24 protein-coding genes are annotated in these 25,420 nt (G+C 65.7%); 10 read left to right on the top strand and 14 right to left on the bottom strand.

Annotated elements, in window-relative coordinates; all coding sequences use genetic code 11:
• Position 1: 1 nt before the first annotated feature.
• The 3 genes from GEV02_RS19410 to GEV02_RS19400 all read right to left on the bottom strand — a co-directional run bounded on the left by GEV02_RS19410 (position 2) and on the right by GEV02_RS19400 (position 5,413).
• Positions 2–586, bottom strand: a complete 585-nt coding sequence (locus GEV02_RS19410; RefSeq protein ID WP_328595864.1) for a hypothetical protein — start codon at positions 584–586, stop codon at positions 2–4.
• A gap of 11 nt (positions 587–597) precedes the next feature.
• Positions 598–1,950, bottom strand: a complete 1,353-nt coding sequence (locus GEV02_RS19405) for a hypothetical protein (RefSeq protein WP_152839531.1) — start codon at positions 1,948–1,950, stop codon at positions 598–600.
• 100 nt (positions 1,951–2,050) lie between these two features.
• A complete protein-coding gene (locus tag GEV02_RS19400) occupies positions 2,051–5,413 on the bottom strand; it encodes a penicillin-binding transpeptidase domain-containing protein (RefSeq protein WP_152839530.1) in 3,363 nt (1,120 codons plus the stop codon).
• 223 nt (positions 5,414–5,636) lie between these two features.
• Here GEV02_RS19400 and GEV02_RS19395 point away from each other — a divergent pair, with 223 nt between their 5' ends.
• The 3 genes from GEV02_RS19395 (at position 5,637) to GEV02_RS19385 (ending at position 7,612) form a co-directional block, all read left to right on the top strand.
• Complete coding sequence (locus GEV02_RS19395) at positions 5,637–5,894, top strand: hypothetical protein (protein ID WP_152839529.1); 258 nt, start codon at positions 5,637–5,639, stop codon at positions 5,892–5,894.
• A 255-nt stretch (positions 5,895–6,149) separates the two neighbouring features.
• Positions 6,150–6,902, top strand: coding sequence for a chromosomal replication initiator protein DnaA (locus GEV02_RS33825; protein ID WP_408014859.1), 753 nt, complete (start codon positions 6,150–6,152; stop codon positions 6,900–6,902).
• Positions 6,902–7,612 (top strand): ribonuclease HI family protein, encoded by a 711-nt coding sequence (locus GEV02_RS19385; protein ID WP_152839528.1) that lies wholly within the window; start codon positions 6,902–6,904, stop codon positions 7,610–7,612. The genes GEV02_RS33825 and GEV02_RS19385 overlap by 1 nt, the downstream gene beginning before the upstream one ends.
• Positions 7,613–7,631: 19 nt before the next feature.
• On the opposite strand, the gene GEV02_RS19380 is transcribed toward GEV02_RS19385, so the two are convergent.
• From GEV02_RS19380 to GEV02_RS19370, 3 genes are all read right to left on the bottom strand, one after another.
• Positions 7,632–9,266: a methyl-accepting chemotaxis protein gene (locus GEV02_RS19380; RefSeq protein ID WP_152839527.1), complete on the bottom strand. Its 1,635-nt coding sequence runs from the start codon at positions 9,264–9,266 to the stop codon at positions 7,632–7,634.
• Complete coding sequence (locus GEV02_RS19375) at positions 9,266–9,760, bottom strand: chemotaxis protein CheW (RefSeq protein ID WP_152839526.1); 495 nt, start codon at positions 9,758–9,760, stop codon at positions 9,266–9,268. The genes GEV02_RS19380 and GEV02_RS19375 overlap by 1 nt, the downstream gene beginning before the upstream one ends.
• A gap of 94 nt (positions 9,761–9,854) precedes the next feature.
• On the bottom strand, positions 9,855–10,184 hold the full coding sequence (locus GEV02_RS19370) for a hypothetical protein (protein ID WP_152839525.1): 330 nt from the start codon (positions 10,182–10,184) through the stop codon (positions 9,855–9,857).
• 159 nt (positions 10,185–10,343) lie between these two features.
• Here GEV02_RS19370 and GEV02_RS19365 point away from each other — a divergent pair, with 159 nt between their 5' ends.
• Genes GEV02_RS19365 through GEV02_RS19355 form a run of 3 tightly spaced genes read left to right on the top strand, consistent with a single transcriptional unit; the run spans position 10,344 to position 13,088 of the window.
• Positions 10,344–11,003: an HD domain-containing protein gene (locus GEV02_RS19365; RefSeq protein ID WP_152839524.1), complete on the top strand. Its 660-nt coding sequence runs from the start codon at positions 10,344–10,346 to the stop codon at positions 11,001–11,003.
• Between the two features lie 19 nt (positions 11,004–11,022).
• The gene (locus tag GEV02_RS19360) at positions 11,023–12,291 is read left to right on the top strand and encodes a TCR/Tet family MFS transporter (RefSeq protein ID WP_152839523.1); all 1,269 of its coding nucleotides are present in this window, start codon (positions 11,023–11,025) and stop codon (positions 12,289–12,291) included.
• Positions 12,288–13,088: a substrate-binding periplasmic protein gene (locus GEV02_RS19355; RefSeq protein WP_152839522.1), complete on the top strand. Its 801-nt coding sequence runs from the start codon at positions 12,288–12,290 to the stop codon at positions 13,086–13,088. Before GEV02_RS19360 ends, GEV02_RS19355 begins: the two co-directional genes overlap by 4 nt.
• A gap of 7 nt (positions 13,089–13,095) precedes the next feature.
• On the opposite strand, the gene GEV02_RS19350 is transcribed toward GEV02_RS19355, so the two are convergent.
• Positions 13,096–15,009 (bottom strand): CocE/NonD family hydrolase, encoded by a 1,914-nt coding sequence (locus GEV02_RS19350; RefSeq protein ID WP_152839521.1) that lies wholly within the window; start codon positions 15,007–15,009, stop codon positions 13,096–13,098.
• A gap of 297 nt (positions 15,010–15,306) precedes the next feature.
• Here GEV02_RS19350 and trpS point away from each other — a divergent pair, with 297 nt between their 5' ends.
• Genes trpS through GEV02_RS19335 form a run of 3 tightly spaced genes read left to right on the top strand, consistent with a single transcriptional unit; the run spans position 15,307 to position 17,647 of the window.
• Positions 15,307–16,359, top strand: coding sequence for a tryptophan--tRNA ligase (gene trpS, locus GEV02_RS19345; RefSeq protein ID WP_152839520.1), 1,053 nt, complete (start codon positions 15,307–15,309; stop codon positions 16,357–16,359).
• Between the two features lie 5 nt (positions 16,360–16,364).
• Positions 16,365–16,673: a DUF1294 domain-containing protein gene (locus GEV02_RS19340; protein ID WP_328595863.1), complete on the top strand. Its 309-nt coding sequence runs from the start codon at positions 16,365–16,367 to the stop codon at positions 16,671–16,673.
• 11 nt (positions 16,674–16,684) lie between these two features.
• The gene (locus tag GEV02_RS19335; RefSeq protein ID WP_152839518.1) at positions 16,685–17,647 is read left to right on the top strand and encodes a DMT family transporter; all 963 of its coding nucleotides are present in this window, start codon (positions 16,685–16,687) and stop codon (positions 17,645–17,647) included.
• Here GEV02_RS19335 and GEV02_RS19330 read toward each other — a convergent pair.
• Positions 17,644–18,273: an FMN-binding negative transcriptional regulator gene (locus tag GEV02_RS19330; RefSeq protein WP_152839517.1), complete on the bottom strand. Its 630-nt coding sequence runs from the start codon at positions 18,271–18,273 to the stop codon at positions 17,644–17,646. The genes GEV02_RS19335 and GEV02_RS19330 overlap by 4 nt on opposite strands.
• A gap of 104 nt (positions 18,274–18,377) precedes the next feature.
• On the bottom strand, positions 18,378–18,992 hold the full coding sequence (locus tag GEV02_RS19325) for an LON peptidase substrate-binding domain-containing protein (RefSeq protein WP_152839516.1): 615 nt from the start codon (positions 18,990–18,992) through the stop codon (positions 18,378–18,380).
• 218 nt (positions 18,993–19,210) lie between these two features.
• On the opposite strand from GEV02_RS19325, the gene GEV02_RS19320 reads away from it, so the two are divergent.
• Positions 19,211–19,954, top strand: coding sequence for a PEP-CTERM sorting domain-containing protein (locus tag GEV02_RS19320; protein ID WP_152839515.1), 744 nt, complete (start codon positions 19,211–19,213; stop codon positions 19,952–19,954).
• Positions 19,955–20,186: 232 nt separating this feature from the next.
• On the opposite strand, the gene GEV02_RS19315 is transcribed toward GEV02_RS19320, so the two are convergent.
• The 5 genes from GEV02_RS19315 to GEV02_RS19295 all read right to left on the bottom strand — a co-directional run bounded on the left by GEV02_RS19315 (position 20,187) and on the right by GEV02_RS19295 (position 25,404).
• The gene (locus tag GEV02_RS19315; protein WP_008447725.1) at positions 20,187–20,477 is read right to left on the bottom strand and encodes an H-NS histone family protein; all 291 of its coding nucleotides are present in this window, start codon (positions 20,475–20,477) and stop codon (positions 20,187–20,189) included.
• Between the two features lie 178 nt (positions 20,478–20,655).
• Positions 20,656–21,819: a PepSY-associated TM helix domain-containing protein gene (locus tag GEV02_RS19310; protein ID WP_152839514.1), complete on the bottom strand. Its 1,164-nt coding sequence runs from the start codon at positions 21,817–21,819 to the stop codon at positions 20,656–20,658.
• A gap of 74 nt (positions 21,820–21,893) precedes the next feature.
• Positions 21,894–22,808 carry a LysR family transcriptional regulator gene (locus GEV02_RS19305; protein ID WP_328595862.1) on the bottom strand — a complete coding sequence of 305 codons (915 nt, stop codon included), beginning with the start codon at positions 22,806–22,808 and terminating at the stop codon, positions 21,894–21,896.
• On the bottom strand, positions 22,805–25,132 hold the full coding sequence (locus tag GEV02_RS19300) for a GAF domain-containing protein (RefSeq protein WP_152839513.1): 2,328 nt from the start codon (positions 25,130–25,132) through the stop codon (positions 22,805–22,807). Before GEV02_RS19300 ends, GEV02_RS19305 begins: the two co-directional genes overlap by 4 nt.
• A complete protein-coding gene (locus GEV02_RS19295) occupies positions 25,129–25,404 on the bottom strand; it encodes a hypothetical protein (RefSeq protein ID WP_286159256.1) in 276 nt (91 codons plus the stop codon). Before GEV02_RS19295 ends, GEV02_RS19300 begins: the two co-directional genes overlap by 4 nt.
• Positions 25,405–25,420: the final 16 nt, after the last annotated feature.

Here is a 25,420-nt window from a genome sequence, read left to right as displayed (position 1 = left end):
TCTAAAGCGTCACCGGCTCGACGGCGAAACCCGCGCCGTACATCTGGAAGTGCCGCGCCGGCGGCGTGACGAAGGGCCAGTTGCATTCGCACTCGCCATCCGCATCCAGACGCCCCTGCAAAATGATCGCGCCGCCGCCGTCAATCACGCGCACCATCACATGCTCACGCAGCAGGCGCGCGGCAAACGGCGCCTCCGCCGACAAACCCAGGATCACCTGCCAGCCCTCGCCTTGCGGCAGGAAGTGCAGCGTCCAGCAGTCGTCGTCGGTCGACAGCGATTCCAGCGCCGTGGCCGTGGCGGCCGCGCGCAGCATGCCGCTGCTGCCGGTCCATACCGGGTCGTTGGCCGCCTGCGGCGATTGCGCCGACGCGGCCTGCCGCTCCAGCGACAACTGCCGGAAGCGCCGCAGCGTCAACGGCGAGGCCGATAGCGCCTGCCGCTCGTTCGGCGTCAGCACCCGGCTGCCGTCGAGCGCCGCCAGCAGCGTGGCATCGGCCAGCATCAGCCGGTCGCCCGGCACGGCGCGGCCCAGCAGCAGGCGCTCCCGCAGCCGCGCTTCTTGCTCATCGTGTGCTGATTTCAATTCGTTCTCCTTCATTGCGCGGCCTGGCCCTTGCCGGTATTGGCCGCGTGCAGCTTGTCGATCGCTTCGTTGCGACGCTTGCGCAGCGTCGGCATCGAAATCTGGTCCAACGCCGCCAGTTGCTGCAAGGTCGGCAGCTCGCCGGTGGCGGGGTCCAGCCAGTCGTCGGGATAGGTGTCGTCCGCGACGCCGAGCAGTTTCTGGTACACGGCCAGCCGGATCGGCAGCGACTCCGAGCTCAATATGCGCAGCGCCCAACTTCCGGATTCCTGCGCAGACCGCGCCAATTCAAGATAGCGGGGGGGCAGGGAAAGCGTTCCGGCCAGCGCCTGTTCGGCCGCCAGATCATGCGCCAAGTCGCGTGCATCAGGCTCCGACGACGCCGTGGCGGCGCCACCCTCATCGTCCTCGTCCGCGTCGCCAGGCGCCTCGTCCACCGCAGGTTCGGGCAGGATACGGTCCTCGTCCTGCTGGCCGCCGTGCGCCTCCAGCTGCTCGGACTCGCCGATCACGCGCCAGTAGTCTTCCAGCCACAGGGCTGCCTCGCCGGCATCGCCCTGCCAGTCGTCGGCCCGGTCCATATTTGCGGACAGCTCCTCATAATCGCCGATCTCCGCCAGCATCGCCGCGATTTTATCGGGACTGTTTTTCAGGCTGGCGAAACGCTTGGAGCGCGTATGCAGCGGCCCCGGCGAACCGGCGTAGCGCTCCTGCGACTCGCTCCAGCGGATGATCCACTCCGCCTTGCAGCCGCCGATGGACTTCATCTGCCGCACCTCGATCGGGCTGCCATCCAGCGGACGCCCGAGGATCGCGCCCACCTGCCCCGCATGCTGCCGCCAGTCTGCGAACAGGCCGGCGATCTCGCGATACGCGGTGTCGAGCATGCGGTAGGTGTAGATTTTGTTGGGCGAGCAGTCGCGCCCCGTGGTGGCGATGTAGCTGTCGGCGTCGACCTTGTCGCGCAGGCCGGCGTACATATCGTTGACCTTCTTGCGCATCACGCCCTCGGCGGCGGCATCGAGCCAGAAGGCGCCGCTGCGCGCATGCTCGGCGGCGACGGCGGCGACAAACGCCAGCCAGAACGACGGCTGCGCCTGAAGTTCGAACAACAGGCTAAGCGACAGCTCGTACACGCTGTCGCCATAGCTGTTGCCCTCGGCCTCGGCGCGCGCCGAGCGCGCGCCCGCGCGCAGCGCTGCGGCTACCGCATCGGTATAGCTGTCGAGCAGCGGTGCGTGCTGCCCGGGGTCGAGCAGCTGGTGCATCTCAAGCTGCCGGAATGCCTGCAGCGAGCAGTGTCCGAGCAATTTGCGCACCTGTTCCCAGCCGTGCTCCTGATAGCGGGTTCCTGGCAAGCGCATACAGTCCTGTCAATAATAGAAAAACGAAAATAAGCGCGCTATGGCGGACGCCTCAAAATCATGCCACAAAAGCGGCGATTTCATTATCCCGTTTACAAGGCTATTTCTCCTTCTGTTCGCGGTTCTGCGACGCCAGCGTGGACAGCACCGCCGCCAGCACTGGCGCCGCGTGCTCGCCGCCGGTGACGCCCGAGTGGCTGACGAAGGCCGCCATCGCCAGCCGGTGCGTCTGGCCGGGCAGGCTGCCCGGCTCCAGCCAGCCGGTGAACCAGACCGTGGCCGTGTCGTCGCCGCTGGGCGCGGTGCCGGTCTTGCCGTACAGGCCGGGCCGCACGCCCGCCAGCGCCGCGCCGCCGAACGCGCCGGCGCCGGTGCCGACATCGATCACGCCTTTCATGCCGGCGCGGATGCGGTCCAGGCGGATGCCGACCGGTTTCATGTCCGGCACCACGCTGTTGCTGCGGCCCAGCGACAGCAGCATGCGCGGCGCCACCACCTTGCCCTGCCCGACCGCAGCGGCGGCCAGCGCCATTTGCAGCGGCGTCACCTGCATGCGCAGGCCGATCGACATCTGGCGCAGTTCGTGGCGCGTGTGGATCGGGTCGATGTGGGCCGGCGTCGCCTGCAGCGCGTCCCAGCTGCGCCAGTTGAAATCGGCCGGCAGCAGGCCGCCGTCCAGGCGCAGCGTCTGTTCGAAGCCGAGGCGGTGTGCGGCGGCGACGATGGGGCGCACGGAGTCCAGCGCATCGGCGTCGAGCGCCTGCAGATCGGGGGCGCCGCCGTCGGCGCGGCCGAACAGGCTATGGTCGCTCAATTCGCCGGACCAGGCGAACCAGGTATTGAGGCTGTAAGTCAGCGCCTGCGCCAGTCCAAGCCGGCCTTCCTGCGCGCGGCGGTCCAGGCTTTGCTCGTGATAGTTGGTGATGTGGGCCAGGCGCGGATTGAGCGGATAGCTGGCGGCGTCGGTCTGGAAGCCGAAGCCGCGCTGCTGCGCCAGGCGGTTGATGGCGGGCAGCGGCATGCCGCCCAGCAGCGCGTCGATCTGCGGATCGCTCTTGGCGGCCAGCTCCAGGCCCAGCGCGCTGACCACCTTGAAGGTCGAACCGGGGCTTTGATGCGCGCCGCCGTCGTGCTGCAAGGCGGGCAGTCGCAGCGGGCTGCGCGCGGGACTGGTGCGGTCGAAGTCGCGCACCTCGGCCCAGTTAGCGGCGCTGACCTCGCCCGCACCGGCGCCGGCGGCGGCCAGCACGTCGCCGGTTTCGGTGTCGAGGATGACCAGGCCCGCGTGGCGACCTTCCGGCGCCGGCTGCGCGCCGTTGCAGGCCTTGCCGTCCCAGCGGCCGCGATGCATGCCGATGCAGTCCAGCACCCGCTGGCTCAGGGCCTGCAGCGGCAGGTCCAGCGTCAGGCGCGCGCCGACCGCCGCGCCGGATGCGCGCGAGACGGTGGCGTCGGATGCGGGCAGGCGCGCCAGCATGCCCGCCACGCTGTTGGCGTGGTCGCCGCTGACGCCAAGCAGCGGCGCCAGGCCGGCTTCGATGGCTGGCTGGGTCGGCGCGCCGTCGACCCACAGCAGCGTGCCGTTGCGGTCTTCCAGCTGGACCGGCGACGGCGCGGCGGGACGCGGCATGCCGGGCGCTGCATCGCCGGAGACGGGCGACAATGCCTGCCACACCAGGCGGTCGCCGACGACGCGCAGGTGGCGGTACTTCTGATCTTCCGGCGCATGGAAGTCCAACGGCTGCACCGTAAGCTGCACGGCGCGTGCGCCGGCCAGCAGCGTCAGCGAGATCTGCTGGACATCCGCATCGCTGGCACAGGCGCGGCCGGTGCAGGCGGGCGTCAGTTGCGCGCTGGCGCCGACCGTGCCGGTGACGCGGCCTGCCAGCAGCATCCGCAGCACTTCGCCGCCGGCGGCTGCGCGCGGCAGCGAGAGGCTGAGGCGGACCACCGGACGGGCGCCCGACATTTCAGCCGCCTGCGGCCAGCGCGCCACGCGGGTCCAGGGCTGCCAGCCTTGCGGCAGCGATGCGAACAGGCGCGAGGCGGCGACCGGCATCTGGCTGGTGATGGCGACCATCGCCGGCGCGCTGCCCGATGCGGCGTCGCTGCCGGTGGTGGCACTCCAGTCCATGACCGTGCCTGCCGGGGCCTTCACGCGCCAGGCCAGCAGGCGGCGCTCGCTGTTGTAGATGTCGATCTGCTGGCGAACGTAGGCGCCGTCTGCCTGGTAGTACAGGCGCTTGAAGAGTTTGTGGGTGGCGGCGCCGGGCTTGACCTGCTTCCAGCTGTCCAATTCGGCCACGCGCTCGGTGGCGCCGGCGGCCTGCCATTGAGGCAGATCGCGCGGGGCGAGTTCGATTGCGCCGGCGGCGTTCAGGCGGATCAGGCCCTGTGCTTGCAGTGCGTCGAACAGCGACTGGTCTTCCAGCGCCGCCGGTGCGGCTGCCGGCACTTGATAGGAACCCGCTGCCAGATTGGTGCCGACCGCGCGGCCGCGCGCGGGGAACGCCACCACGAGCGCACTGGCAGGCGCTTTGGCCGATGCGGCGTCCTGTGGCGCCAGCCGGTACATCTGCACCACCAGCTCACCGGCCTGGGGGCACATGGCGTTGGAGCGCCGTTCGATGCGCAGCGCGGAGGCGGCGCCCCACAGCAGCCATCCCTGCTGGCGCAGCGCCACCTGGCCGCTGGCGCCCTGCTCGACCTGGCCGAAGCTGGCGTCGCTGATCCAGCGCGTGTCGGCCTGCGCGCTGCGCCAGCTCAGGCGCAGCGGCTCGCCCAGCGGATCGACGAAGTCGGCGCGGGCCGTGCCTTCGATTTGTATTTCAGGGACGGCGTCCGCACCGGCGCCGCTGTCGGCCACCAGCAGCACGTTGCGCAGCGATATCTGGACATTCGATTCCTCGTTGCGCTTGACCCAGCGCTTGACGTCGTCGAAACGGTAGCCCAGCCGCAGCGGCAACAGGCGAGCGTCGGTGGGGCTGCGCATCTGGGTGCACAGGTCCACGCGGACCGGCGGCGCGGCCTGCATGCCGACGGCTACCAGCAAGGCGCCGCCGGGGTGGATGCTGGTGCCGATCCCCGCTTGCGCCGGCACCGTGAAGGCGGCGCCGGGCAGCGCGGACTGGAAAGCATAGGCGGCGCGCACGCTGTTGACGGCTTGCGGCGTGCTGACCGTCGCCGCAGCCAGATGGCGGGCGTGACCGGCGATCAGCGCGCCACCTCCTGCCAGCACGCAAACGGCGCCGACCGCGATCCACATGGCGCGCTGCCGGCCCGCTGGCTGTGCCGCGCCACTGGCGGCGCAGCCAGCGTCAACCTGGCGGCGTCCGGCATGCGAGGCCGGCACGATCCGCACCGCGGGACGGCCGCTCATGCCGGCGCGCAGATTGGCTTGCCGGCGGCGTGCGCGGCGGCGCTCGGCCCAGGCTTGCAGGATGGTGGTGATGTATCGCGGCATAAGCCCCTCGCGCTGGTGGTCGGTATCTGCCCAGCCTTAGCGGAGGGCCCGGGAAAACCCGGCCGCAGTGGCATTCCATGGCCTAAAAGATATCGTCTTATCGCGTTTATCTGCATTTGGGACCGCCAAAAACGCACCTCGTCGCAATCCGGTGGCGGCTGGACGGGCCTTTGCATAAAGTGAGCACATCGAAACACACTTTTAACCACCGAAAGGAAGCAAAATGAACGTCCTGAAAAACTTCGAAGCCCTGTTTGTCGTGACCCTGGGCCTGGCCTGCGCCGCCAACTACGTCCTCGACGACACCACCGCAACGCCGGCGCCAGTGCAAGCCAGCTACACCGCACCAGCTGCCGCCAAAGGGATGCAAGTCGTGGTCGTCGCCGCAAAACGCCTGACCGCCGAACAGAAAAAACAGTCGCTGATCGACGAAGGCAAATCCGTGCTGGCCGCCGACACCACCACTGCGAGCAAAATTTGAACGCCCGAGACCACTTCGCCTGGACGCGCCGCCACCCTGCCGCGTAACAGGCGAAGCCTTACACAGCCTCGCGCCGTTTCAAGCTCCGCCCGCACTACCTTCCCCTGCAGCAGTTCCTCTGTGCGCCAACGCGCACAACTCCACTCAGCTTTGTGTCAGATGTAAAAAGTTGCATCTCTGGGAGCCAGCCTCCGGTGCCGCTTGCTATAGTTCGTTTCAAGCGTTGAAGCAGAACGCGCAAACGGAGAACACATCATGATCAAGCGCTCGCACAACATCTACGCTGCCGCCATGCTCGCCTTGAGCGCAGCAGCATTCGCTCCAGCCATCGCGTCCGCACAAGTCGGCGTCAGCGTCGTGATCGGCAATGCCCCACCGCCTGCGCGCTTCGAAAGCATCCCGGCGCCGCGCCGCGGTTACGTCTGGGCGCCTGGCTACTGGAACTGGGACGGTCATCGCCATGTCTGGCTGGCCGGCCGCTGGGAAAATGAACGTCGCGGCGCCGAATACCGCCGCGCCGAATGGATACGCGAAGGCGGCGGCTGGCGCCTGGACCCGGGTGGCTGGGTGACGGTGAGTTCAGTTCCGGCGCGGGTCGACTACGTGACCGTCGCGCCACCGCCGCCGCGTTATGAGGCGGTGCCCGGGCCGCGTGTCGGCTACATCTGGGCTCCCGGTTACTGGGACTGGCGCGGCAACCGCCACGAATGGATAGGCGGCAGCTGGATCTCGGCACGGCCGGGCTATGTGTACGCACAACCGCACTGGGTGCAACGCGACGGCCGCTGGCTGCGCGAGGAAGCGCGCTGGGAGCGAGGACCGTACGGCGACCGCGATCATGACGGCATCCCCAACCGCTACGACCGTCACGACAACCGGGGCGAACACGGACGCGGTCACGGAGACCGCGATCACGACGGCATCCCGAACCGCTACGACCGCGATCGCGACGGCGACGGCGTGCCTAACCGCTACGACCGCCGTCCGGACAACCCGCGCCGCGATTGATGATCGACATTGAATTCGAAGTATTGGCCACGGCCGCCTACAAGGGCGAGCGCGTGGCCGCTCGTCGTTTGGCCGTCCGTTTGAATGTGAGCGAGGCGGTGGCGCTGCATCAGGTGCTGGTGCAGGTGGCCGGTGCGCAGGGCTTGCCGCAGTTGCTGGCCGAGCGTGATGCGCTGCGCCTGCGCGATGAGGAACGGCGTTCGGCAAGGATCGCGGAGAAGGCGCGGCTACTGGCACAGCGGGCGGCGCGCATGCAGCCCGCTGCAGATGGTTGGCGCGGCTGGTTCGACGGCTCCGCGCATCCGAATCCGGGACAGATAGGCATAGGTGCGCTGCTGTGCGGGCCGGGCGGCGAGCGGGTCGAGATCAGCCGCCGCGCCGGTTACGGCAACAGCGGCGAGGCGGAGTATCTGGCGTTGACGGCATTGCTGGAGGCGGCCGGGCAGCTGGGCGCCACAGGGCTGGTGGTGCATGGCGACAGCCAGGTGGTGGTCAATGATGTGAATTTGAGCGAGCAGGCAGTGGTGGCCGGCCGTGGCGCGAAAGGCCTGGAGGAACATCGGCAGCGCGTGATGGCGTTGATGGCGCCACTGGGCGCGGTCAGCCTGCGCTGGGTGCCGCGCCACCGCAATGGTGACGCGGACCGTTTATCCCAGCAGGCGATTGACCGCACGCTTGCGGAGTATGGATTCCCGCCTTCGCGGGAATGACGCGGAGGCGTGCTGCGGCTTAGGCGCGGCTGGTCAGGCGCAGCGCTGGCGATGCGGAAGCAGCGCGCGGCGCCTTGGCGCGCGAACGCGACGAAGACGACGACGAACCATCCACCTTGAACACGCTGACCGCCTGCGCCAGCGCCGCAGCCTGCTGCTGCATCGATTCCGCCGCAGCTGCGGCTTCTTCGACCAGCGCGGCGTTCTGCTGCGTCACGCCATCCATCGCGCCGATGGCCTGATACACCTCGTTGATGCCCGCACTCTGCTCGGTGCTGGCCGCCGTGATCTCGGTGATGATGTCGCTGACGCGATGCACGCTGCTGACAATTTCATCCATCGTCAAGCCGGCATCGGCCACCAGTTTGCTGCCCTGGTTGACCTTCTCGACCGAATCGCCGATCAGCGTCTTGATCTCCTTGGCCGCAGAAGCCGAGCGCTGCGCCAGATTGCGCACCTCCGACGCCACGACCGCGAAGCCGCGACCCTGCTCACCGGCACGCGCCGCTTCCACCGCCGCATTCAAAGCCAGAATATTGGTCTGGAACGCGATACCATCAATAACGGCAATGATGTCGACGATCTTGCGCGACGACTGGTTGATCGAGTCCATCGTATCGACCACCTGCGACACCACCTGCCCGCCCTTCACCGCCACCTGCGCGGCCGATGCCGCCAGCTGGTTGGCCTGGCGCGCATTGTCGGCGTTGTGCTTCACGGTCGATGTCAACTCCTCCATCGACGACGCGGTTTCCTCCAGCGCGCCGGCCTGCTGCTCGGTGCGGCGCGACAGATCCTGGTTGCCGGCCGCGATTTCGCTGGACGAGGTGGTGATATGGTCGGTACCGCTGCGCACTTCGGTGACGATGCCCAGCAGGCTGGCGTTCATCTCCTTCAGCGCCGACAGCAGCTGGCCCGTTTCATCGCGGGCGCTGTCGTCGATATGGCCGGTCAGGTCGCCGCCGGCGACGCGGCGCGCTGCAGTCACCGCCTCCTGCAGCGGGCCGGTGATACCGGTGGTCAGCAGCCACGAACTGACGGCGCCGAACGCCAGCACCAGCAAGGCCAGCACGTACAACAGATTGCGGCTGCTGGCCGCCACTTCATCGATGTGGACCGCGGTGGCGTCGATCTTCGCGCGCTGCATCTTCAGCAGCTCCTGCATCAGCGCCTGGTAGCTGGCCGAACCGGGACGGAACACATTGGTGAACACCTTCTCGGCTTCATCCAGCTCGCCGGCGGCCTTCAGCTTGGCCACCTGGTCGCGCGACGACAGGTAGATCTTGCGCTGCTCGCCGATGCGGCCGAACAGTTCCTGCTCGTCGGCGTCGACGATCAGGGCTTCCACTTTCTTTTGATATTCGGCCGAGATAGCCGACGAGGCCTTCGATTCTTCGGCAAAGAACGCCGCCAGCGACTGGTCGCTGCTGCGGGCGATGGCCGTGGTGCGGCGGATAGCGCTATCAATCTTGCTGGACCAGTCGGAGATCATGCGCTCCTTGGCCAGCGGCACCTGCATCATGTCGCGCGTGGCCGAGGCCACGCCTTGCAGCCGCCACACGCTGATGCCGGTGATCAGCATGGCGAACGCCAGGATGATGGTGAAGCCCAGGGCCAGGCGCTTGCCGATGCTGATATTGGCCAGCATCGTCATCACGCCGCCAGCGCGGTGTTTTCGATCAGACCCATATCGGCGCTGGACATCAGCTTGTCGATATCGATCAGGATCAGCATGCGCTCGTCCAGCGTGCCCAGGCCGACGATGTGGTCGGTGTTCACCACCGAACCGATTTCCGGCGCCGGCTTGACTTGCTCGGGCGTCAGCGTGGTGACGTCGGAGACGCGGTCCACCACCATGCCGACCACGCGGTGGCCGATGTTGAGGATGATGACCACGGTGAACTGGTCGTACGACGGCGTGCCCAGACTGAACTTGATGCGCATGTCGACGATCGGCACGATGATGCCGCGCAGGTTGACCACGCCCTTGACGAAGTCCGGCGCGTTGGCGATGCGGGTGGGGGTTTCGTAGCTGCGGATTTCGGCTACTTTTTGGATATCAATGCCGTACTCTTCCTGGCCCAGTGTGAAGGCCAAATACTCGCCGGCGGGGGTCGTTGCGTGCAGTTCGGTTACATTACCAGACATGGGATTTTCCTTCATTGCTAAAGTGACTGGGCGCAATGTTACCTCAAGTCAAGTAATTGCGCACCAAATAAATGCACTAGAGCAATAAATAGACTTACCGCAATTTCCACCTTGGTTTTTCAGCCATCTGGCCGGCCTGCGCGGGCAGTGGCCGCAGCACGGTGGTCATCACGCTGCGCGGCGTCAGGGCATGCCGGGCATCGTCCCGGACGGCGTCCATCTCCGGCGGCAGGCGCCTGGCGGGCGGTGCGGCGGCGGTGAAGGCAGGGTTGAAGGTGTTGACGGTGGCCGGGCGGCCGGGCTGGCGGTTGTCTTCGCCCTTGATCTGGAAGTGCGGCGCGACGGTCGGCGTGTCGTCCAGCGCCAGCGCGGGCGCGCAGGCCAGGGCCAACCACATCGGTGCAAACGCCAGCAAGTTACGCATCAAATCGCCTGTTATTGTCAAATATGGTTGTATTTTGCACAATCTCATCGTACTTGGCAAGCGGACAATTTTTTATCCCCAAAAAGTTCCACTGCACAAGGGCTGAATCAGGCTGTATGATCTTCCAAAAACAGAACGTCCAAACATCACGGGAGACCGATGAATAGCTTGCTCAACAGCTGGCACCCGCGCCTGGTCGGCCTGGCCAGTGCCGCCGCCGATGCCGACGGCGCCCACGACACCAACCACCTGCACCGGGTCTGGCGCAACGCCGCCCTGCTGCTGGACGACTATCCCGAGGCCGACGCGCTGGTCGTGCTGGCCGGCTGCTACCTGCACGACCTGGTCAACCTGCCCAAGAACCATCCCGAACGCCACCTGGCCTCGCGCAAGGCGGCGCTGCTGGCCAGCCGCCAGCTGGCCGAACTCGATTTCCCGCCCAACAAGCTGGCCGCCGTCGCCCACGCGATCGAAAGCCACAGCTTTTCCGCCGCCATCCGCCCCGAGACCATCGAAGCCAAGATCGTCCAGGATGCCGACCGCCTCGACGCGCTGGGCGCGGTCGGACTGGCGCGCCTGTTCTACACGGCCGGCCGCATGGGCACCGCGCTGGCGCATGCCGACGATCCGATGGCGCTGCACCGCGAGCTCGATGAAAAAGCCTACGCGATCGACCATATCGACACCAAGCTGGCCACCCTGCCGGGCAAGATGCAGACCACGGCCGGACGCCGCCTGGCGCAAACCCGCTTCAATGAACTGACCGACTTCCGCGACCGCTTTATCGCCGAGTGGGCCGCCAGCCCGGCCACGCCCTGACCCTCTTCCCTACGCTCACATGACCACACCCGATACCGCAGCATCCGCAGCACCGGCCGCACCGCCCGCCGGCGCGCCGGGCAATCTGAATTTCGTCCTGATCTGCGTCTTCATCGACATGCTGGGCATCGGCCTGATCGTGCCGGTGCTGCCGATGCTGGTCGGCGAGTTCACCGGCTCGCGCGAGAACCAGGCCCACTGGTTCGGCATCATGAGCGCGGTGTTCGGCCTGATGCAGTTCATCTTCATGCCCATGCTGGGCGCCATCAGCGACCGCATCGGCCGCCGCCCGGTACTGCTGTATTCGATGGCCGGCATGTGCATCAACTTCCTCACCACCGCCTGGGCGCCCAACCTGGCCTGCCTGTTCATCGGCCGCGTGGTGGGCGGCATGTCGTCGGCCAGCATGTCGGTGGCCTCGGCCTACGCGTCCGACATCTCGACGCCGGAAAACCGCGCCAAGAGCTTCGGCAAGGTCGGCGCGGCGTTCGGCCTGGGCTTCATCTGCGGCCCGATGCTGGGCGGCCTGCTGGGCAGCGTCGACCTGCACCTGCCGTTCTACGTGGCCGGCGCGCTGTCGGCGGCCAATTTCGTCTACGGTTATTTCGTCGTGCCGGAATCGCTGCCCGCCGGGCGCCGCTCGCCGTTCAGCCTCTCCAAGATCAATCCCTTGGCCGCGCTGTTCAAGCTGGCCGGCCGGCGCGACATCCGCGGCCTGATTATCACCTTCTCGCTGGTGACCTGCGCGCAGATGATGCTGCAGACGACCTGGGTGCTGTACACGAATTTCCGCTTCAACTGGACGCCGGGCCAGAACGGCGCCGCCATGTTCTGCGTCGGCCTGACGGCGGCCGTGGTGCAGGCCGGCCTGCTGGGCATACTGATCAAGCGCTTCGGCGAAGTGCGGCTGTCGATGCTGGGGCTATGCTCCGGCGGCATCACCTACCTGCTGTACGGCCTGGCCACGCAGGGCTGGATGATGTATGTGCTCATCCTCTGCAACGTGCTGTCGTTCGCGATCGGCCCGGCGCTGCAGGCCATCGTCTCCAAATCCACGCCGCCCAACGAACAGGGCGAGTTGATGGGATCCCTGCAATCGATCAGCAGCCTGGGGGTGATCTTCATGCCGCTGCTGGGCACCGCCATCCTCGGCGAGGTGAGCCACCTGCCGGCCAACGACTGGCGCATCGGCAGCACCTTCTTCCTGTGCGCGGCGATGCAGGCGGTGGCCATCGTGGTGGCGCAGCGCTACTTCACCCGCCACCACATGCAGGCGGCCAAGCCATGAGAGTGCGCGGCGCCGCCCTGTTGATGGCGCTGTGCGCGGCGCAGGCTGCCGCTGCCGATTGCTCGCGCGACATCGCCGTGCCGGTGTCGGCCAGCGGCGCCAGCGTGCAGGTGGAAGGCGCGCATATCGGCGGCATCTATCCCGACCTGCTGCGCAGCATGGGCGCGCGCAACGGCTGCAACTTCGTCTTCAACCTGGTGCCGCGCGCGCGCCAGGTGGCGATGTACAAGGACGGCAAGGCGGACGTGCTGGTGCCGGCCTCGCGCACGCCGGCGCGCGACCTGCTGGGCACCTTCGTGCCGATGATAGGCCATCGCGCCATGCTGATTTCCGTGGCCGGCCAGCGGGCGCCGATCCCCGACGCCAAGGCCCTGCTGGAACGGCGCGAACTGCGCGTGGCCGTGGTGCGCGGCTTCGACTACGGCGATCACTACACGGCGCTGCTCAACGAGCTGGGCAAGCAGGGGCGATTGTTCGTCGAAGTCGATGTGGTGGCGGTGGCGCGGCTGCTGCACGCCGGCTCGGCCGACCTCACCATCATGGGACCGACGCTGATGGCCGGCGCGATCCAGCGCGACCAGCGCGTCAAGGGCATGCAGGACAAGCTGCGCATGGAGCCCATCCCCGAACTGCCGTGGCACGAAAGCGGCGCCTACGTGTCGCGCGCGCTCAAGCCGGAAGACCAGCGGGTGCTGATCGACATGCTGGAAAAAATCGGCAGGTCCAACCAGGTGATGGACGGCTACCGCCGCTATTTCCGCGCGGACGTGCTGACCGACAGCGTGCGCCCGCGCTAAGTCCCGCCTACTTGTTCTCCACCACCGGCAGCTCCAGCGCGCTGCTTTCCGCGCCTGCGTGGTACACGCGCAGCGTGGCCTTCTGATAATCGGCCGGCTTGGCGTAGAAGATGTTCGGCACATAGGTCTGCGGGTTACGGTCGTACAGCGGGAACCAGCTGGACTGGATCTGCACCATCACCCGGTGCCCCGGCAGGAACACGTGATTGGCGTTCGGCAGCGCGAAGCGGTACTTCTCCACCACGTTCGGCACGATGGCCGACGGATGCTCCAGGCTGTTGCGGTAGCGGCCGCGGAAGATATCCATCGCGATGCCCAGCTGGTAACCGCCCAGCTCCGGCTGCGACGGCACCTCGTCCGGATATACGTCGATCAGCTTGACCACCCAGTCGGCGTCGCTGCCGGTGGTCGATGCGTACAGGTTGACCATGGGCGCGCCGGCGATCTGCAAACGCGTCTTCAAGGGCTCGCTGACGTAGCTGAGCACATCGGTGCGGTCGGATACGCCGCGCTGGTCGCTGACCAGCCATGGCCGCCACACATTGCCATCGTTCATGTGCACCGGGCGCGGCACGAAGGGCACCGGCTTGGCCGGGTCGGACACGTATTCATCGTAGGCCGCGCCATCCTTGGGCGCGTCGAAGTCGAGCTTGAAGCCGGGCTTCAGGTAGACCGGTTTCAACGGCGCCGGGCAGCCCTGCTCGCAGGCCAGCGGCCAGCGCGGCAAACGCTGCCAGCGGTTGACGCCGGTCTGGTAGAACAGCACCGGCGGCGTGTCGGCCACTGGCGCTCCATCCTTCAGGTACTGGTCGAGGAAGGGTTGCATGACGTCGCGGCGGAATTCCAGCGCGGTGTCGCCGGTGAACTTGAACACGCCCAGGCTGGAGCCGTCGTAATTGACGCCGCTGTGGCGCCACGGTCCCACCACCAGGAAGTTCCTGTTGTTGTCCTTGTCCTGCGGCTCGACCGCCGAGTAGAAGGCGTGGGCGCCGTAGATGTCTTCCTGGTCCCAGTAGCCGACCACGGTCATGGTCGGCACCTTCATCTGGCGCTTGCCCAGGATCTTGTCCAGCGCCTGGTGCTGCCAGTAGCTGTCGTAGGCCGGGTGCTCAAACAGCTTGCGGGTGAAGTTGAGCTGGTCCAGGCCGAACTGTTTGGCGTAGTCGGCGGTGGAGCCGCCGCGCAGCACGCCTTCGTAATCGTCGTAGACGCCGGTGGCCATGGTCTTGCCGCTGCCCTTGGCGGCGGTCTGGCCGGCGATGTAGGCCAGGTTGGGCAGGCGGAAGGCGCCGTTGTGGAACCAGTCGTCGCCGCGCCAGCCGTCGACCATCGGGCTCATCGGCACGGCGACCTTGAGCGCCGGGTGCGGGTCGACCAGCGCCATCAGCACGGTGAAGCCTTCGTAGGACGAGCCTATCATGCCGACCTTGCCGTTGCTTTCCGGGACGTTCTTGACCAGCCACTCGATGGTGTCCCAGGCGTCGGTGGTGTGGTCGGTGCGGGTGTCGTTGAGCGGGCCCTTGACCGGGCGGGTCATCACGTAGTCGCCCTCGGAGCCGTATTTGCCGCGCACGTCCTGGAACACGCGGATGTAGCCGTTTTCCATCATCACTTCATCGCCCTGGCCCACCGTGGCCAGCACGCTGGGGCTGACGTTGCGCTGGGCGCGGCCGCTGGCGTTGTACGGCGTGCGGCTGAGCACCATCGGCGCATGCGCGGCGCCCCTCGGGATGACGATCACGGTATGCAGCTTGACGCCGTCGCGCATCGGTATCATGACGTCGCGCTTGACGTAGTCGGCGTTGGGGACGGCGGTGTCGAACTTGGCGGGAATGTCCGGCGCCATGGCCGGGGTGGACGTTTGCGCCGTTGCGGCGGAGACCATCAGGGTGGAAAGTACTGCCACTGCGAGTACGCGCATATCTGCTCCGGTAAGGGGTATTGCCAAGGATGGGCAATACTACCTCATCGTTACGAATAGTGCATGGGCCCGGGGAGCACGGCCGCGTACGCCGCACCTTGACAGACCGCCGCTGAACTGCAACCATACGCGCATGAATTTTTCGACCACACCTCACGCCTGCCTGAATTGGCGCCGCTCCTAGCGCGCGGCCACTGTCTACCCATAGTGATGTGATATTTTTATCAACGCCGCCCTTTGTCTGGTGGCGTTTTTTATATTCGTCGCGCCAGACCGGGGCAACGTAAAGGAACCCTGATGAGCCTGACCGAACAGTCCGAAGTTATCGCCACCCCGCCGGCCGCGTCCAAAGGCCCCACCGTGATCCTGACCGGCGACCGCCCGACCGGTCCGCTGCACCTCGGCCACTTCGTCGGCAGCCTGCGCAACCGTGTCGCCTATCAGCACGATTACAAGCAGTTCATCATGCTGGCCGACGCCCAGGCGCTGACCGACAATATGGACGACACCAACAAGGTGCACCGCAACGTGGTCGAAGTGGCGCTGGACTATCTGGCGGTCGGCATCGACCCGGCCAAGTCGACCGTGTTCATCCAGTCGCAGATCCCGGAACTGGCCGAGCTGACCTTCTACTACCTGAACCTGGTGACGGTGGCCCGCCTGGAGCGCAACCCGACCGTCAAGACCGAGATCGCGCTGCGCGGCTTCGAGCGCGACATCCCGGCCGGCTTCCTGACCTACCCGGCCTCGCAGGCGGCCGACATCTCGGGCTTCAAGGCGTCCATCGTGCCGGTCGGCGAAGACCAGATCCCGATGATCGAACAGACCAATGAAATCGTGCGCCGCTTCAACCGCCTGGTCAACCAGGACATCCTGGTCGAGTGCAAGGCGCTGGTGCCTGAAATCGGCCGCCTGCCCGGCACCGACGGCAAGGCCAAGATGAGCAAATCGCTGGGCAACACGATCAACCTGGGCGCCACCGCGGCCGAGATCACCGCCGCAGTGAAAAAGGTTTATACCGATCCGCTGCACCTGCGCGTCGAAGACCCTGGCCACCTGGAAGGCAACGTCGCCTTCATCTATCTGGACGCCTTCGATCCCGAAAAAGACAAGCTGGCCGAAATGAAGGCCCACTACGTGCGCGGCGGCCTGGGCGATTCCATCGTCAAGAAGCGCCTCGAAGTGGTGCTGCAGGAAATGCTGGCGCCGATCCGCGCCCGCCGCGAAGAGCTGGCGCAGGACAAGGGCTACATCATGCAGATGCTCAAGCAAGGCACGATGGAAGCGCGCGAAGTGGTGGCCCGCACCGCCGATGAAGTCAAGGCCGCCCTCGGCCTGAGCTACTTCTGAACCCGGTGACGCCGGACGCCCTGCCCTCGCAGCTCGCGCTGCTGTGGCTGGCGGCCGTGTACGGCGTCGCCAGCGTCATCTGCTTCATCGTCTACGCGGTCGACAAGTCGGCCGCCATCCAGGGCCGGCAGCGCACTCCCGAAAGCACGCTGCTGCTGTGGGGCCTGGCCTGCGGCTGGCCCGGCGGCTGGCTGGCGCAGCGCTGGCTGCGCCACAAGACCGTCAAGACGTCATTCCAGATCGCCTACTGGTGCAGCGTCGTGCTGAACCTGGCGGCGCTGGCCGCCGTCTGGTGGCTGTGCACCAACTACTGAGGAACTCCACCATGTGGCATGGCGTGTTGTGCGGATTGCTGGCGGGCGCCATGTGGGGCATGGTGTTCATCGTGCCGGAATTGCTGACGGCGTTCACGCCGCTGGAAATGGCTTGCGGGCGCTACATCGCCTACGGCCTGATCGCCGCCGGCCTGATGCTGCCGCGCCTGCCCGCGCTGCTGCGCCGCCTCGACCGCGGCGACGTGATCGCCATGGTCAAGCACGCGCTGGCCGGCAACATCGTCTACTACATGCTGCTTGCGCTGGGCGTCAAGTTCGCCGGCGTCGCGGCCACCTCGCTGATCATCGGCGTGCTGCCGATCTCGGTCACGCTGATGGGCCAGAAAGACCACGGTTCGGTGCCGCTCAAGCAGCTGATGCTGCCGCTGCTGCTGGTGGCGGCCGGCATCGCCTGCATCAATATCGACGTCTTCACCCACGACAGTGGCAACGGCGCGCCGCTGCCAGAGAAAATCCTCGGCGTGCTGTGTGCGGCCGGCGCGCTGCTGTGCTGGACCTGGTACTCGGTGGACAACGCCCGCTACCTGAAACGCAACCCGCACTTCAGCAGCGGCGAGTGGTCGGCCTTGTACGGCGTGTCGAGCGGCTTGATCGCGCTGGTGATCTCGCTGGCGGCGCTGGCGCTGTTCCATGCCGACGTGACCGGGGCCGGCGCCGTGGCCAGCGGCCGCGACTGGACGCTGTTCTGGATCGTCAACGCCCTGCTGGCACTGGGCGCCTCGGTGATCGGCAACCACCTGTGGAATATCGCCAGCCGCAAGGTGCCGCTGACCTTGTCCGGCCAGCTGATCCTGTTCGAGACCCTGTTCGCGCTGCTGTACGGCTTTATCTACAAGCAGCAGCTGCCGCGCGTGCTGGAGATCGCCGCCATGCTGCTGCTGGTCGCCGGCGTGATGTGGTCGATGCGCGTGCACGCGCTGGACGCGGCCGGCGACGCCCACGCCGGCGATTAATCGGGCTTGAGGCGCTCCGCCACCAGCTGCGCCATCGGGCCATCCTGCAAGCCCTCCACCACGCCGCGCTGATCGGCGGCGCTGCGGTTCTGGCTGACCTTCCATTTGCCCACCAGACTGTCGATCGGAATCTCGATGCCGACGATGGCTTTCATCGTCGCCGCCAGGAAATCGGCCGGCGCGTCGTCCACCTTCCATGGCTGCGGCAAGCTTGCTTCATGCTGCTTGGTCAGGTCGTCGAGCTGGCGGCGCAGCCAGGCGGCATCGTCCACCACGCGGGCGGCGCCGCGCGCGTGCACCGTCGCAAAGTTCCAGGTCGGCACGACCTTGTGCGTGGTGCGCTTGCTTTCGTACCAGCCAGGGCTGATGTAGGCGTCCGGCCCCTGGAACACCACCAGGCATTGCGCACCCGCCTCCAGCTTGCGCCACAGCGGATTGGCGCGCGCCACGTGGGCGCGCAACACGCCCAGGCCGCTGCTGCCCTCGTCGGCGTATAGCATGAAGGGAGTCAGGTCGGCGGTAATGCCGTCGGCGTCGGCCACGATCAGCGTGGCCAGCGGATAGGCGCGCATCAGGCCGTGGCGGACTTCCAGGCGGTCTTCGGCAAAAGCGGGTTGCAGATACATGGCGGTGGCGATGGCGTGGATGACCAGGCCAGTGTAGCAGCGGCACCTGCGCGGCGACAGAGCCAGCGCGGCGCCCGGCAATGGGGCCAGCGACGAGGCCGAGATCAGTCGAGCAGGCCGTTCTCGCTCAGCACGTCCTGGATCAGCTCCAGCCGCAGCACGGGATTTTCCTGCAGCAGCAGGCGCTGCTTTTCTTCCACGTCCAGCCGCAGCAGTTCGCACCAGCGGTTCGCCACCCAGCCGGCTTCGTCCAGCCGGTACGGCGGCGCCAGCGGCATGTTGGCGGTGGAGATCTGCTTCTTCTGCAGCGAGCGGATCAGCGCGCCCAGCGCGTTGGCCACGTCCTGCTGCTCGCTCGGAATCGGCACCACCATGTCTTCGGCCACCTCGTCCACCTCGGCCATCCACAGCCCGTGCTTGAGCTGCTCGGCCGATTTGATCTGGAAGCGCGTGGTGCCGATGCAGGAGATTTGCAGCAGGCCCGGCAGCGGCGCGGTCCAGTCGAGGATGCGCGCCATGGTGCCGGCGTCGGACAGGGTTTCGTGCCTGTCCGGCACGCGGGTCTCGCTGCCTTCGAGCAGCGGCACCACGCCGAATTCTTCTCCTCGGGCGATGCAGCGCTTGACCAGGTCGAGGTAGCGCACTTCAAACACCTGCAACGGCAAATGCCCGTCCGGGAACAGGATGGTATTCAGCGGGAAAAGAGGGATGGATGCCATTTCGCTATCATCGCACGAAATGACCCCAACCGGTCTAGACAGGTACGTCTAACCTTACGGCTTTTGCGGCGGCCGGCGCTTTTGCTTTATCCGCGCCTGTGTGACATTTGGTGAATTTTCTACATTGAAAAAATGATATTGTTTCGGACATAGTATTTCCCTCACGTCAGGCCCCGGCCTGGATTTCATAGACCGTTCACCTTGTCCCGGAGAATTTGATGAAACTGATATCGCGCTGTTTCGTTTCCACCATCGCTGCCGCTGCCCTCCTCACCCCAATGCTGTCGGCGCAAGCCAAATCCGTGACGACGCCCATCATCACGCTAACTGACAACGGCGCGAAGCCGCTGGACTTCCATCTGGTATCGCAGGTTACCAACGCTTACGGCCGTAGCTACACCACAATTCAGCTCGACGGTTTGGGCGCCCTGCTGAACGGCGCGATCTCCAACCAGCCAGGTGAAGCTGACGTGTACAAGCAGTTGAGTGCCGCGCAGTCCTTAGCGATGCTGATTGATCCGCACTATGCACCAGTTACAACCACACTGAAACTCAACTTCACGTATGACGTCTCGAGCGGCTCATCCTGGGCTGCCAGCCGCCTGGATGTCAACTCGAAATTGGGCTACCAACAGGACGGCTTCACTGCTACGGTTTATGGTTCGGGCACTACCGACCTCACTTCGCTCCAAATGTTTGGCTATGCCTTTGATCCATCGTGGTATAGCCCCAGTGAGAACCGGCAGCAGATGGAGATTCAGTACGATGCATCCATGAAAGCCGGCAGCTCGCCATGGTATGGCGGCGGGGTGTCCTTCAAGGCAAATAGCGTGACACTGACCTTTGAAACGCAGCAAATTTCTGCGGTTCCGGAGCCGGACGCAGTGATGTTGATGCTGGCAGGACTAGCGGTGGTCGGAGTGGCAGCCAAGCGCCGTCAAAAATCACGCTCCGCCTCTTAACCTGTCCCTTTCAATGGCACCCAAGCCGTGACCTACACAGTTCGGTGACATTTTGCGATATTGAAGCGCCGGAATTTGATATTCCGGCGCTTTTTTTCTAACGGGTGTAGGCGCGATTCGGTGAAAGTCTGAATCTATGAAAAGAGAAAGGCCGGGGCCGGGTTTATAAGAAATATAAACCCGAACACCCCGGCCCTGCAGCAAGCTCGCTGTGTAAGCGTACTGAGTAAGCTTACTTAATCAGATACTGCTCTTTGTCCTTGCCTTCCAACCATTTCGGAGCACGGCCACGGCCGGTCCAGGTTTGGCCGGTAGCGTCGTCGCGATACTTGGTCGGCACCGGCGCGCGGGTTTTAACCGTCTTCACCTTCGCTACACCGCCCAGATCCGCCACGGTCAGGCCGTATTCACGCATGATAGCCGTGACTTTCTCTTTTGCCTGAGCGATTTCATTTTTACGGGCGCTTTCGGCCAGATTTTCCAGCTCGGCGATCTTTGCTTTGTATTCCTGGTAAGTCGTCATCTTATTTCCTTCTTATCGGCGGGTTAGATTTAAAAAAACCACTGGTGACAATGTGTGAGAATTGATAAACGCAATTTACCATAACTTTGCGCTGATTCTCCAGAGATATACGCGACAAATACCAATATAGCGATAAAAATGAATATTTTCCACCACTGTTGTTCAAGCGGATCGCATATCAGACGGATTTACGACGACGCCGCAATATCCAGGTGGAGAGGCCGGTAATAAAGAATACGGTGGGCAGCAAACCGGCAATCACCATTAGCCAGCGGCCTATGGCGCCGCCGAATTGGCCTGAATGCAGAGGGAATAAAGCCGCCAGCAAACGATCGCCGCCCGTGCCGGCCAGCGGATTAACTGTTTCAATCACCGCGCCATTGCGCAGATCGATCAGCAGGCGCAGCGTACCGGTACGCTGCCAGTCGTCGGCGCGGCGCAGGCGCACCTGGTAGATGCCGCGCTCCGGCAAGCGGTTCAGCGCCAGCAGGATGGCGCCGTCGCTCAGGTGCTGCTCGGCGATGGCCTTGGCGTCGTTCCAGGAAATCGTCGTTTCCCCCTTCTGCAAGGCCGGCAGGGCGATGCTGCGGTGCTCAGTGCTGACCGGCGCCACCTGCCCCACCAGCGCGCGCGCCAGCTCCGGCAAGCCGTTGTAGAAACCGGTCACCGCCACCGTCAGCATCAGCACGATCGCCACCAGCCCGGCCGAGCGGTGCAGATCGAAATGGGTGCGGTAGGCGTTCTGCCGCCAGTTGACGCGCAGCGCGCGCCGCCAGCCCTGCGCCGGGGTCGGCCAGGCCAGCAGCAGGCCGGCGATCAGCAGCGCCGCCCAGGTCAGCGCCAGCCAGCCGAGCGCGGCGCGGCCGGACTTGCCCTGCATCAGGCTGGAGTGCCAGCGCTGCAGGGTCGGCATCAGATGGCGGCCGTCGAGGCCGGCTTCTTCGCGGTTGCGGCTGCCCAGCAGATCGCCGCTGCAGGAATCGAGCATGACTTCGTTGTCGGCCACGCCGGGCGCCTTGAAATACAGGCGGTAGCTGGCGCCTTCGTGGCTGGGCAGATAGACCGAGCCGACCTTGGCCTGCGGCCAGATGCGCTGCACGCTGGCGACCGCGCCGGCGATGTCGAGCGGCGCGACGCAAGGCTCGTAGTTGTGGACCAGTTCGGGATTGAGCTCGGCGTCGAGCTCGTGATGGAAGACCAGCAGGCTGCCGCTCAGGCCGGCCAGCACCACCAGCAAACCCAGCGTCAAACCCAGCCAGCGATGCAGCCACAGCACGCCCGGGCGGATGGCCTGGCGCAGGCTGCGCGGTGGTCGCTGGGCAGGATGGGGCTTGACGGACATTGGACTCGGCTGCAAAGGAGGACGCCGATTATACAAAAGTTTCACGTCAAACAGGAATAATTCTCAATTACACCTCATTCGCATAGCGGGCGCAGCGTGAGGCCCTGCTTCACCACCGTGCGGATCAGATTCGCCAGGCGGCAGGTGGCGGGACCGGCCAGCTCGGGATTGGCGACGATCAGCGTGAGCGACTGCTTGCGGCGCTGCCCCACCCGCAGCGGCAGCGGCTTGAGCAAGCCTTGCTCCAGCTGGGTCCGTATCTTGTGCTCGGGCAGCCAGCCGAAGCCCAGGCCGCTGCAGATCATCTCCAGCCGCGTGTGCGGGCTGGTGACGGTCCAGCGCTGATTGCTGTTGAGCCAGCCATGATCGCGCGGATTCAAGGTGCCCGAATCGCGCACCACGATGTGCAGGTTGCGGCTCAGATCGTCCGCCTCCAGCTCGCGGCCCAGCGCGTGCAGCGGATGGCAGGGATGGGCCACGGCGACGAATTCGATGTCCATCAGCGCATCGCCGAGGAAACCGGGCGGCACGCGGCTGACGATGGCGATGTCGACGCGCTGCTCCAGCAACGCATCCTCCGAGCCGGACAGCACGGTCTCCTCCAGGTTGACGCGGGTATGCGTGGCCGATGGTTCAAACTCGCGCAGCACCTGCACCAGCAGCTCGACCGGGAACAGGCTGTCGACGGCGATGCCGACCTGCGGCTCCCAGCCTTCGGCCAGGCTGCCGGCCAGTTGCTCCAGCTGGAAGGCATCGCCCAGCAGCTCGCGCGCCCGGGCCAGCAGGGCCTCGCCGTTTTTGGTCAGGCGCGCGCGGCGGCCGTCAATCTCCAGCAGCTCCACGCCCAGCTGCTCCTGCAGCTTGGCCACCATGTAGCTGACCGACGACTGGCTGCGATGCAGCGCCTCGGCCGCCTGCGCATAGCCGCCGCATTCCACGATCGCCTGCAACACCTGCCATTGCTCCAGCGTGCTACGGGGGATCTTCACTTCGATTCCATCACAAAAGTTCCGTCCCAGTCGTCGGGCGGCGGGGTGGCCGCCATGTGGGCGCAGCGTTCGATGTACAGCGCGGCCACCTTGTCGTGCGGGTTCAGGGCCAGCACCTCGTCGAACAGCTTGCCGGCGGCGGCCCAGTTGCGCTTGCGGTAGCTTTGCAGGCCGTTGCGGAACAGGCCCATGGCCTCGACCAGGTTCGGGTAGCTGTCCTCGCCATGGAAATCCATCACCTCGTAGATCGACACCGGCTGCGTCTTGCCCTTGACCACCACGATGTCGACCTCGCGCAGGCGGTAGGTGCCGCGCAATGCGCGACGGGTGAATTCGCTGATCAGGATGCGGGCGCCGTACTGCTTGCAGGCCGATTCCAGCCGCGCCGCCAGATTCACGCCGTCGCCGATGATGGTGTAGTCCATGCGCTTCTTGGAGCCGATATTGCCGGAGACGACCAGGTCGGTGTTGAGGCCGATGCCGATCTCCACCGGCGGCTTGCCCTCGCCCGCGCGCGCCTGGTTCCAAGCGCTCAGCTCGGTCATCATGGCGATGGCGGTGCGCAGCGCGCGGTCGGCGTCGTCGTCGTGGCCGACCGGGATGCCGAAGGCGGCCATGATGGCGTCGCCGATGAACTTGTCGAGCATGCCCTCCTCGCGCTGGATGCAATCGACCATCAGCGTGAAGTATTCGTTGAGCAGCGTCACCGTGCCCTGCGCGCCCAGCTGTTCGGTGATGGTGGTGAAGCTGCGGATGTCCGAGAACAGCACCGTGGCCGGCACGTTTTTACCGCCCAGCATTTCGGCGCCGTTGGCCACCATCTGGTCGGCGATACCGGGGTCCATATAGCGCGACATGGTCGAGCGCAGCCGCTTCTCGCTGGAGATATCCTCGATCATCAGCATCCAGCCGATGCGCTTCTTTTCCACCGACAGCAGCGGCTGCACGCTGAAGTTGACCGACAGCGTGGCGTCTTCCAGCACCAGCTCGGCATCCATCAGGTGCTCGGCGGACTGGTTTTCCTCGACGTGGCGCAGCTTGTCCATCACCCAGGTGTTGGCGGCGCCGAAGAAGTCCGCCGCCGAACGGCCGACGATGCTGCCGGCTTCGGTGCGCAGGATGCGCAGGCCGGCCGCGTTGCAGGTGACGATTTTCTCCTGCCCATCCAAAGTGATGACGCCGTTCGACATCGACTCCAGCATGGCCTCGTTGTAGTTCTTGATCTGCTGAACATCGGCAAACAGCTTGGCGTTTTCCAGCGCGATGGAAATCTGCGCGGTGAAGGCGCGCAGCCGCGACTCATCCTCGTGGGTGAACGGGCCGCCGCGCTTGTTGAGCACCTGCGTCACGCCGATGATCTTGCCGGCCTTGTTGACGATGGGGACGCACAGGATGGAGCGCGTGAAGTAGCCGGTGCGCTTGTCGAACGCCGGATTGAAGCGCAGGTCGGCGTAGGCGTAGGGGATGTTGATGGTCTTGCCGGACGTGAAAACGGCGCCGGCGATGCCGGCCGAGTTGGGCAGACGGATCTGCAGCGACTCCAGGCCCTGCCCCACTTCCGACCACAGCTCGCCGGTCTTCTCATCGTTGAGGAAGAGCGTCGAGCGTTCGGCGTTGAGCAGGCGCGTGGCCTCGCCCATCACCTTTTGCAGCAGCGAGCCGAGCTTGATATCGGCCGTCACCTCGGACACCACGTCGATGAACTCCATCTCCTGGCGCCGGATCTTCTTCATGCTTTCGAGGAAGCGCGCGCTTTGCAGCGCCAGCGTGCCCTGCGTGGTCAAGGCTTCGAGCAGCTGCAGGTCGGCGCGCGTGAACTTGCCGCGCCGCTTGTTGAGCGTCTGCGACACGCCGATGATCTCGCCCTTGAAAGTCTTGATCGGCACGCACAGGATGTTGCGGGTGACGAAGCCGGTCTGCTCGTCGATGGAACGGTTGAAGCGCGGATCGGCATAGGCGTCGGCGATGCTGACGGCCTCGCCGGTGGTGAACACATGGCCGGCGATGCCGGTGTGGTTGAGGAAGCGGATCTCGCGCTGGATATTGCCCTGCGCCACGCGCGAGAACAGTTCGCCCGTTTCGGCATCGTTGAGGAACAGCGTACCGCGCTCGGCGTCCAGCTCCTCGGTGGTGACTTCGACCAGCGCGGTCAGGATTTCATCGAGCGTATCGTAGGCGGCCATGCGGCGCGACACTTCCAGCAGCAGCTCCACCTGGCGCAGCCGCTTGCGTTGCGCACCGGCCGCGGCCTGCGCGGTGGCGGCCTCGCTTTTGGCGGCCACCGGCTTGGGCTGCACGCTGCGGATGGCGGGCTTGACGCTCATGCGCGCGCCTCCAGGGCGTCGCGCAGCGCGCGTATGGTCTCGTGCAGCAGCGCGACTTCGGCATGGTGGACGGTGCCGGCCTGCTGCAGCGCGTCGATTTTTTGCTGCGTGAGTTTTTCCAGGCTGGTGCGCAACGCCGCGATGGTGTCGCGCAACTGGGTGATCTCGCTGTGGGCGAAGGACAGCGCGTCCTGCACCGCGTGCTGGCGTTCCTGGTGCGAGGTTTCCAGTTCCGAGCGCAGCACGACCACGGTGCGCTGCAAATCGCGCACCTCGGCCAGCGCCAGA

It is taken from the genome of Rugamonas aquatica (assembly GCF_009380215.1).
In the GTDB taxonomy this organism is placed as follows: domain Bacteria; phylum Pseudomonadota; class Gammaproteobacteria; order Burkholderiales; family Burkholderiaceae_D; genus Rugamonas; species Rugamonas aquatica_B.
This window is presented reverse-complemented; position numbering and strand designations above follow the sequence as displayed.

What these genes read in the sequence shown, in the direction of transcription:
- GEV02_RS19405 (WP_152839531.1), bottom strand. Translation starts at nt 1,950, where the DNA reads ATGCGCTTGCCAGGAACCCGCTATCAGGAGCACGGCTGGGAACAGGTG.
- GEV02_RS19400 (WP_152839530.1), bottom strand. Translation starts at nt 5,413, where the DNA reads ATGCCGCGATACATCACCACCATCCTGCAAGCCTGGGCCGAGCGCCGC.
- GEV02_RS19395 (WP_152839529.1), top strand. Translation starts at nt 5,637, where the DNA reads ATGAACGTCCTGAAAAACTTCGAAGCCCTGTTTGTCGTGACCCTGGGC.
- GEV02_RS33825 (WP_408014859.1), top strand. Translation starts at nt 6,150, where the DNA reads ATGATCAAGCGCTCGCACAACATCTACGCTGCCGCCATGCTCGCCTTG.
- GEV02_RS19385 (WP_152839528.1), top strand. Translation starts at nt 6,902, where the DNA reads ATGATCGACATTGAATTCGAAGTATTGGCCACGGCCGCCTACAAGGGC.
- GEV02_RS19380 (WP_152839527.1), bottom strand. Translation starts at nt 9,266, where the DNA reads ATGACGATGCTGGCCAATATCAGCATCGGCAAGCGCCTGGCCCTGGGC.
- GEV02_RS19375 (WP_152839526.1), bottom strand. Translation starts at nt 9,760, where the DNA reads ATGTCTGGTAATGTAACCGAACTGCACGCAACGACCCCCGCCGGCGAG.
- GEV02_RS19370 (WP_152839525.1), bottom strand. Translation starts at nt 10,184, where the DNA reads ATGCGTAACTTGCTGGCGTTTGCACCGATGTGGTTGGCCCTGGCCTGC.
- GEV02_RS19365 (WP_152839524.1), top strand. Translation starts at nt 10,344, where the DNA reads ATGAATAGCTTGCTCAACAGCTGGCACCCGCGCCTGGTCGGCCTGGCC.
- GEV02_RS19360 (WP_152839523.1), top strand. Translation starts at nt 11,023, where the DNA reads ATGACCACACCCGATACCGCAGCATCCGCAGCACCGGCCGCACCGCCC.
- GEV02_RS19355 (WP_152839522.1), top strand. Translation starts at nt 12,288, where the DNA reads ATGAGAGTGCGCGGCGCCGCCCTGTTGATGGCGCTGTGCGCGGCGCAG.
- GEV02_RS19350 (WP_152839521.1), bottom strand. Translation starts at nt 15,009, where the DNA reads ATGCGCGTACTCGCAGTGGCAGTACTTTCCACCCTGATGGTCTCCGCC.
- trpS (WP_152839520.1), top strand. Translation starts at nt 15,307, where the DNA reads ATGAGCCTGACCGAACAGTCCGAAGTTATCGCCACCCCGCCGGCCGCG.
- GEV02_RS19335 (WP_152839518.1), top strand. Translation starts at nt 16,685, where the DNA reads ATGTGGCATGGCGTGTTGTGCGGATTGCTGGCGGGCGCCATGTGGGGC.
- GEV02_RS19330 (WP_152839517.1), bottom strand. Translation starts at nt 18,273, where the DNA reads ATGTATCTGCAACCCGCTTTTGCCGAAGACCGCCTGGAAGTCCGCCAC.
- GEV02_RS19325 (WP_152839516.1), bottom strand. Translation starts at nt 18,992, where the DNA reads ATGGCATCCATCCCTCTTTTCCCGCTGAATACCATCCTGTTCCCGGAC.
- GEV02_RS19320 (WP_152839515.1), top strand. Translation starts at nt 19,211, where the DNA reads ATGAAACTGATATCGCGCTGTTTCGTTTCCACCATCGCTGCCGCTGCC.
- GEV02_RS19315 (WP_008447725.1), bottom strand. Translation starts at nt 20,477, where the DNA reads ATGACGACTTACCAGGAATACAAAGCAAAGATCGCCGAGCTGGAAAAT.
- GEV02_RS19310 (WP_152839514.1), bottom strand. Translation starts at nt 21,819, where the DNA reads ATGTCCGTCAAGCCCCATCCTGCCCAGCGACCACCGCGCAGCCTGCGC.
- GEV02_RS19300 (WP_152839513.1), bottom strand. Translation starts at nt 25,132, where the DNA reads ATGAGCGTCAAGCCCGCCATCCGCAGCGTGCAGCCCAAGCCGGTGGCC.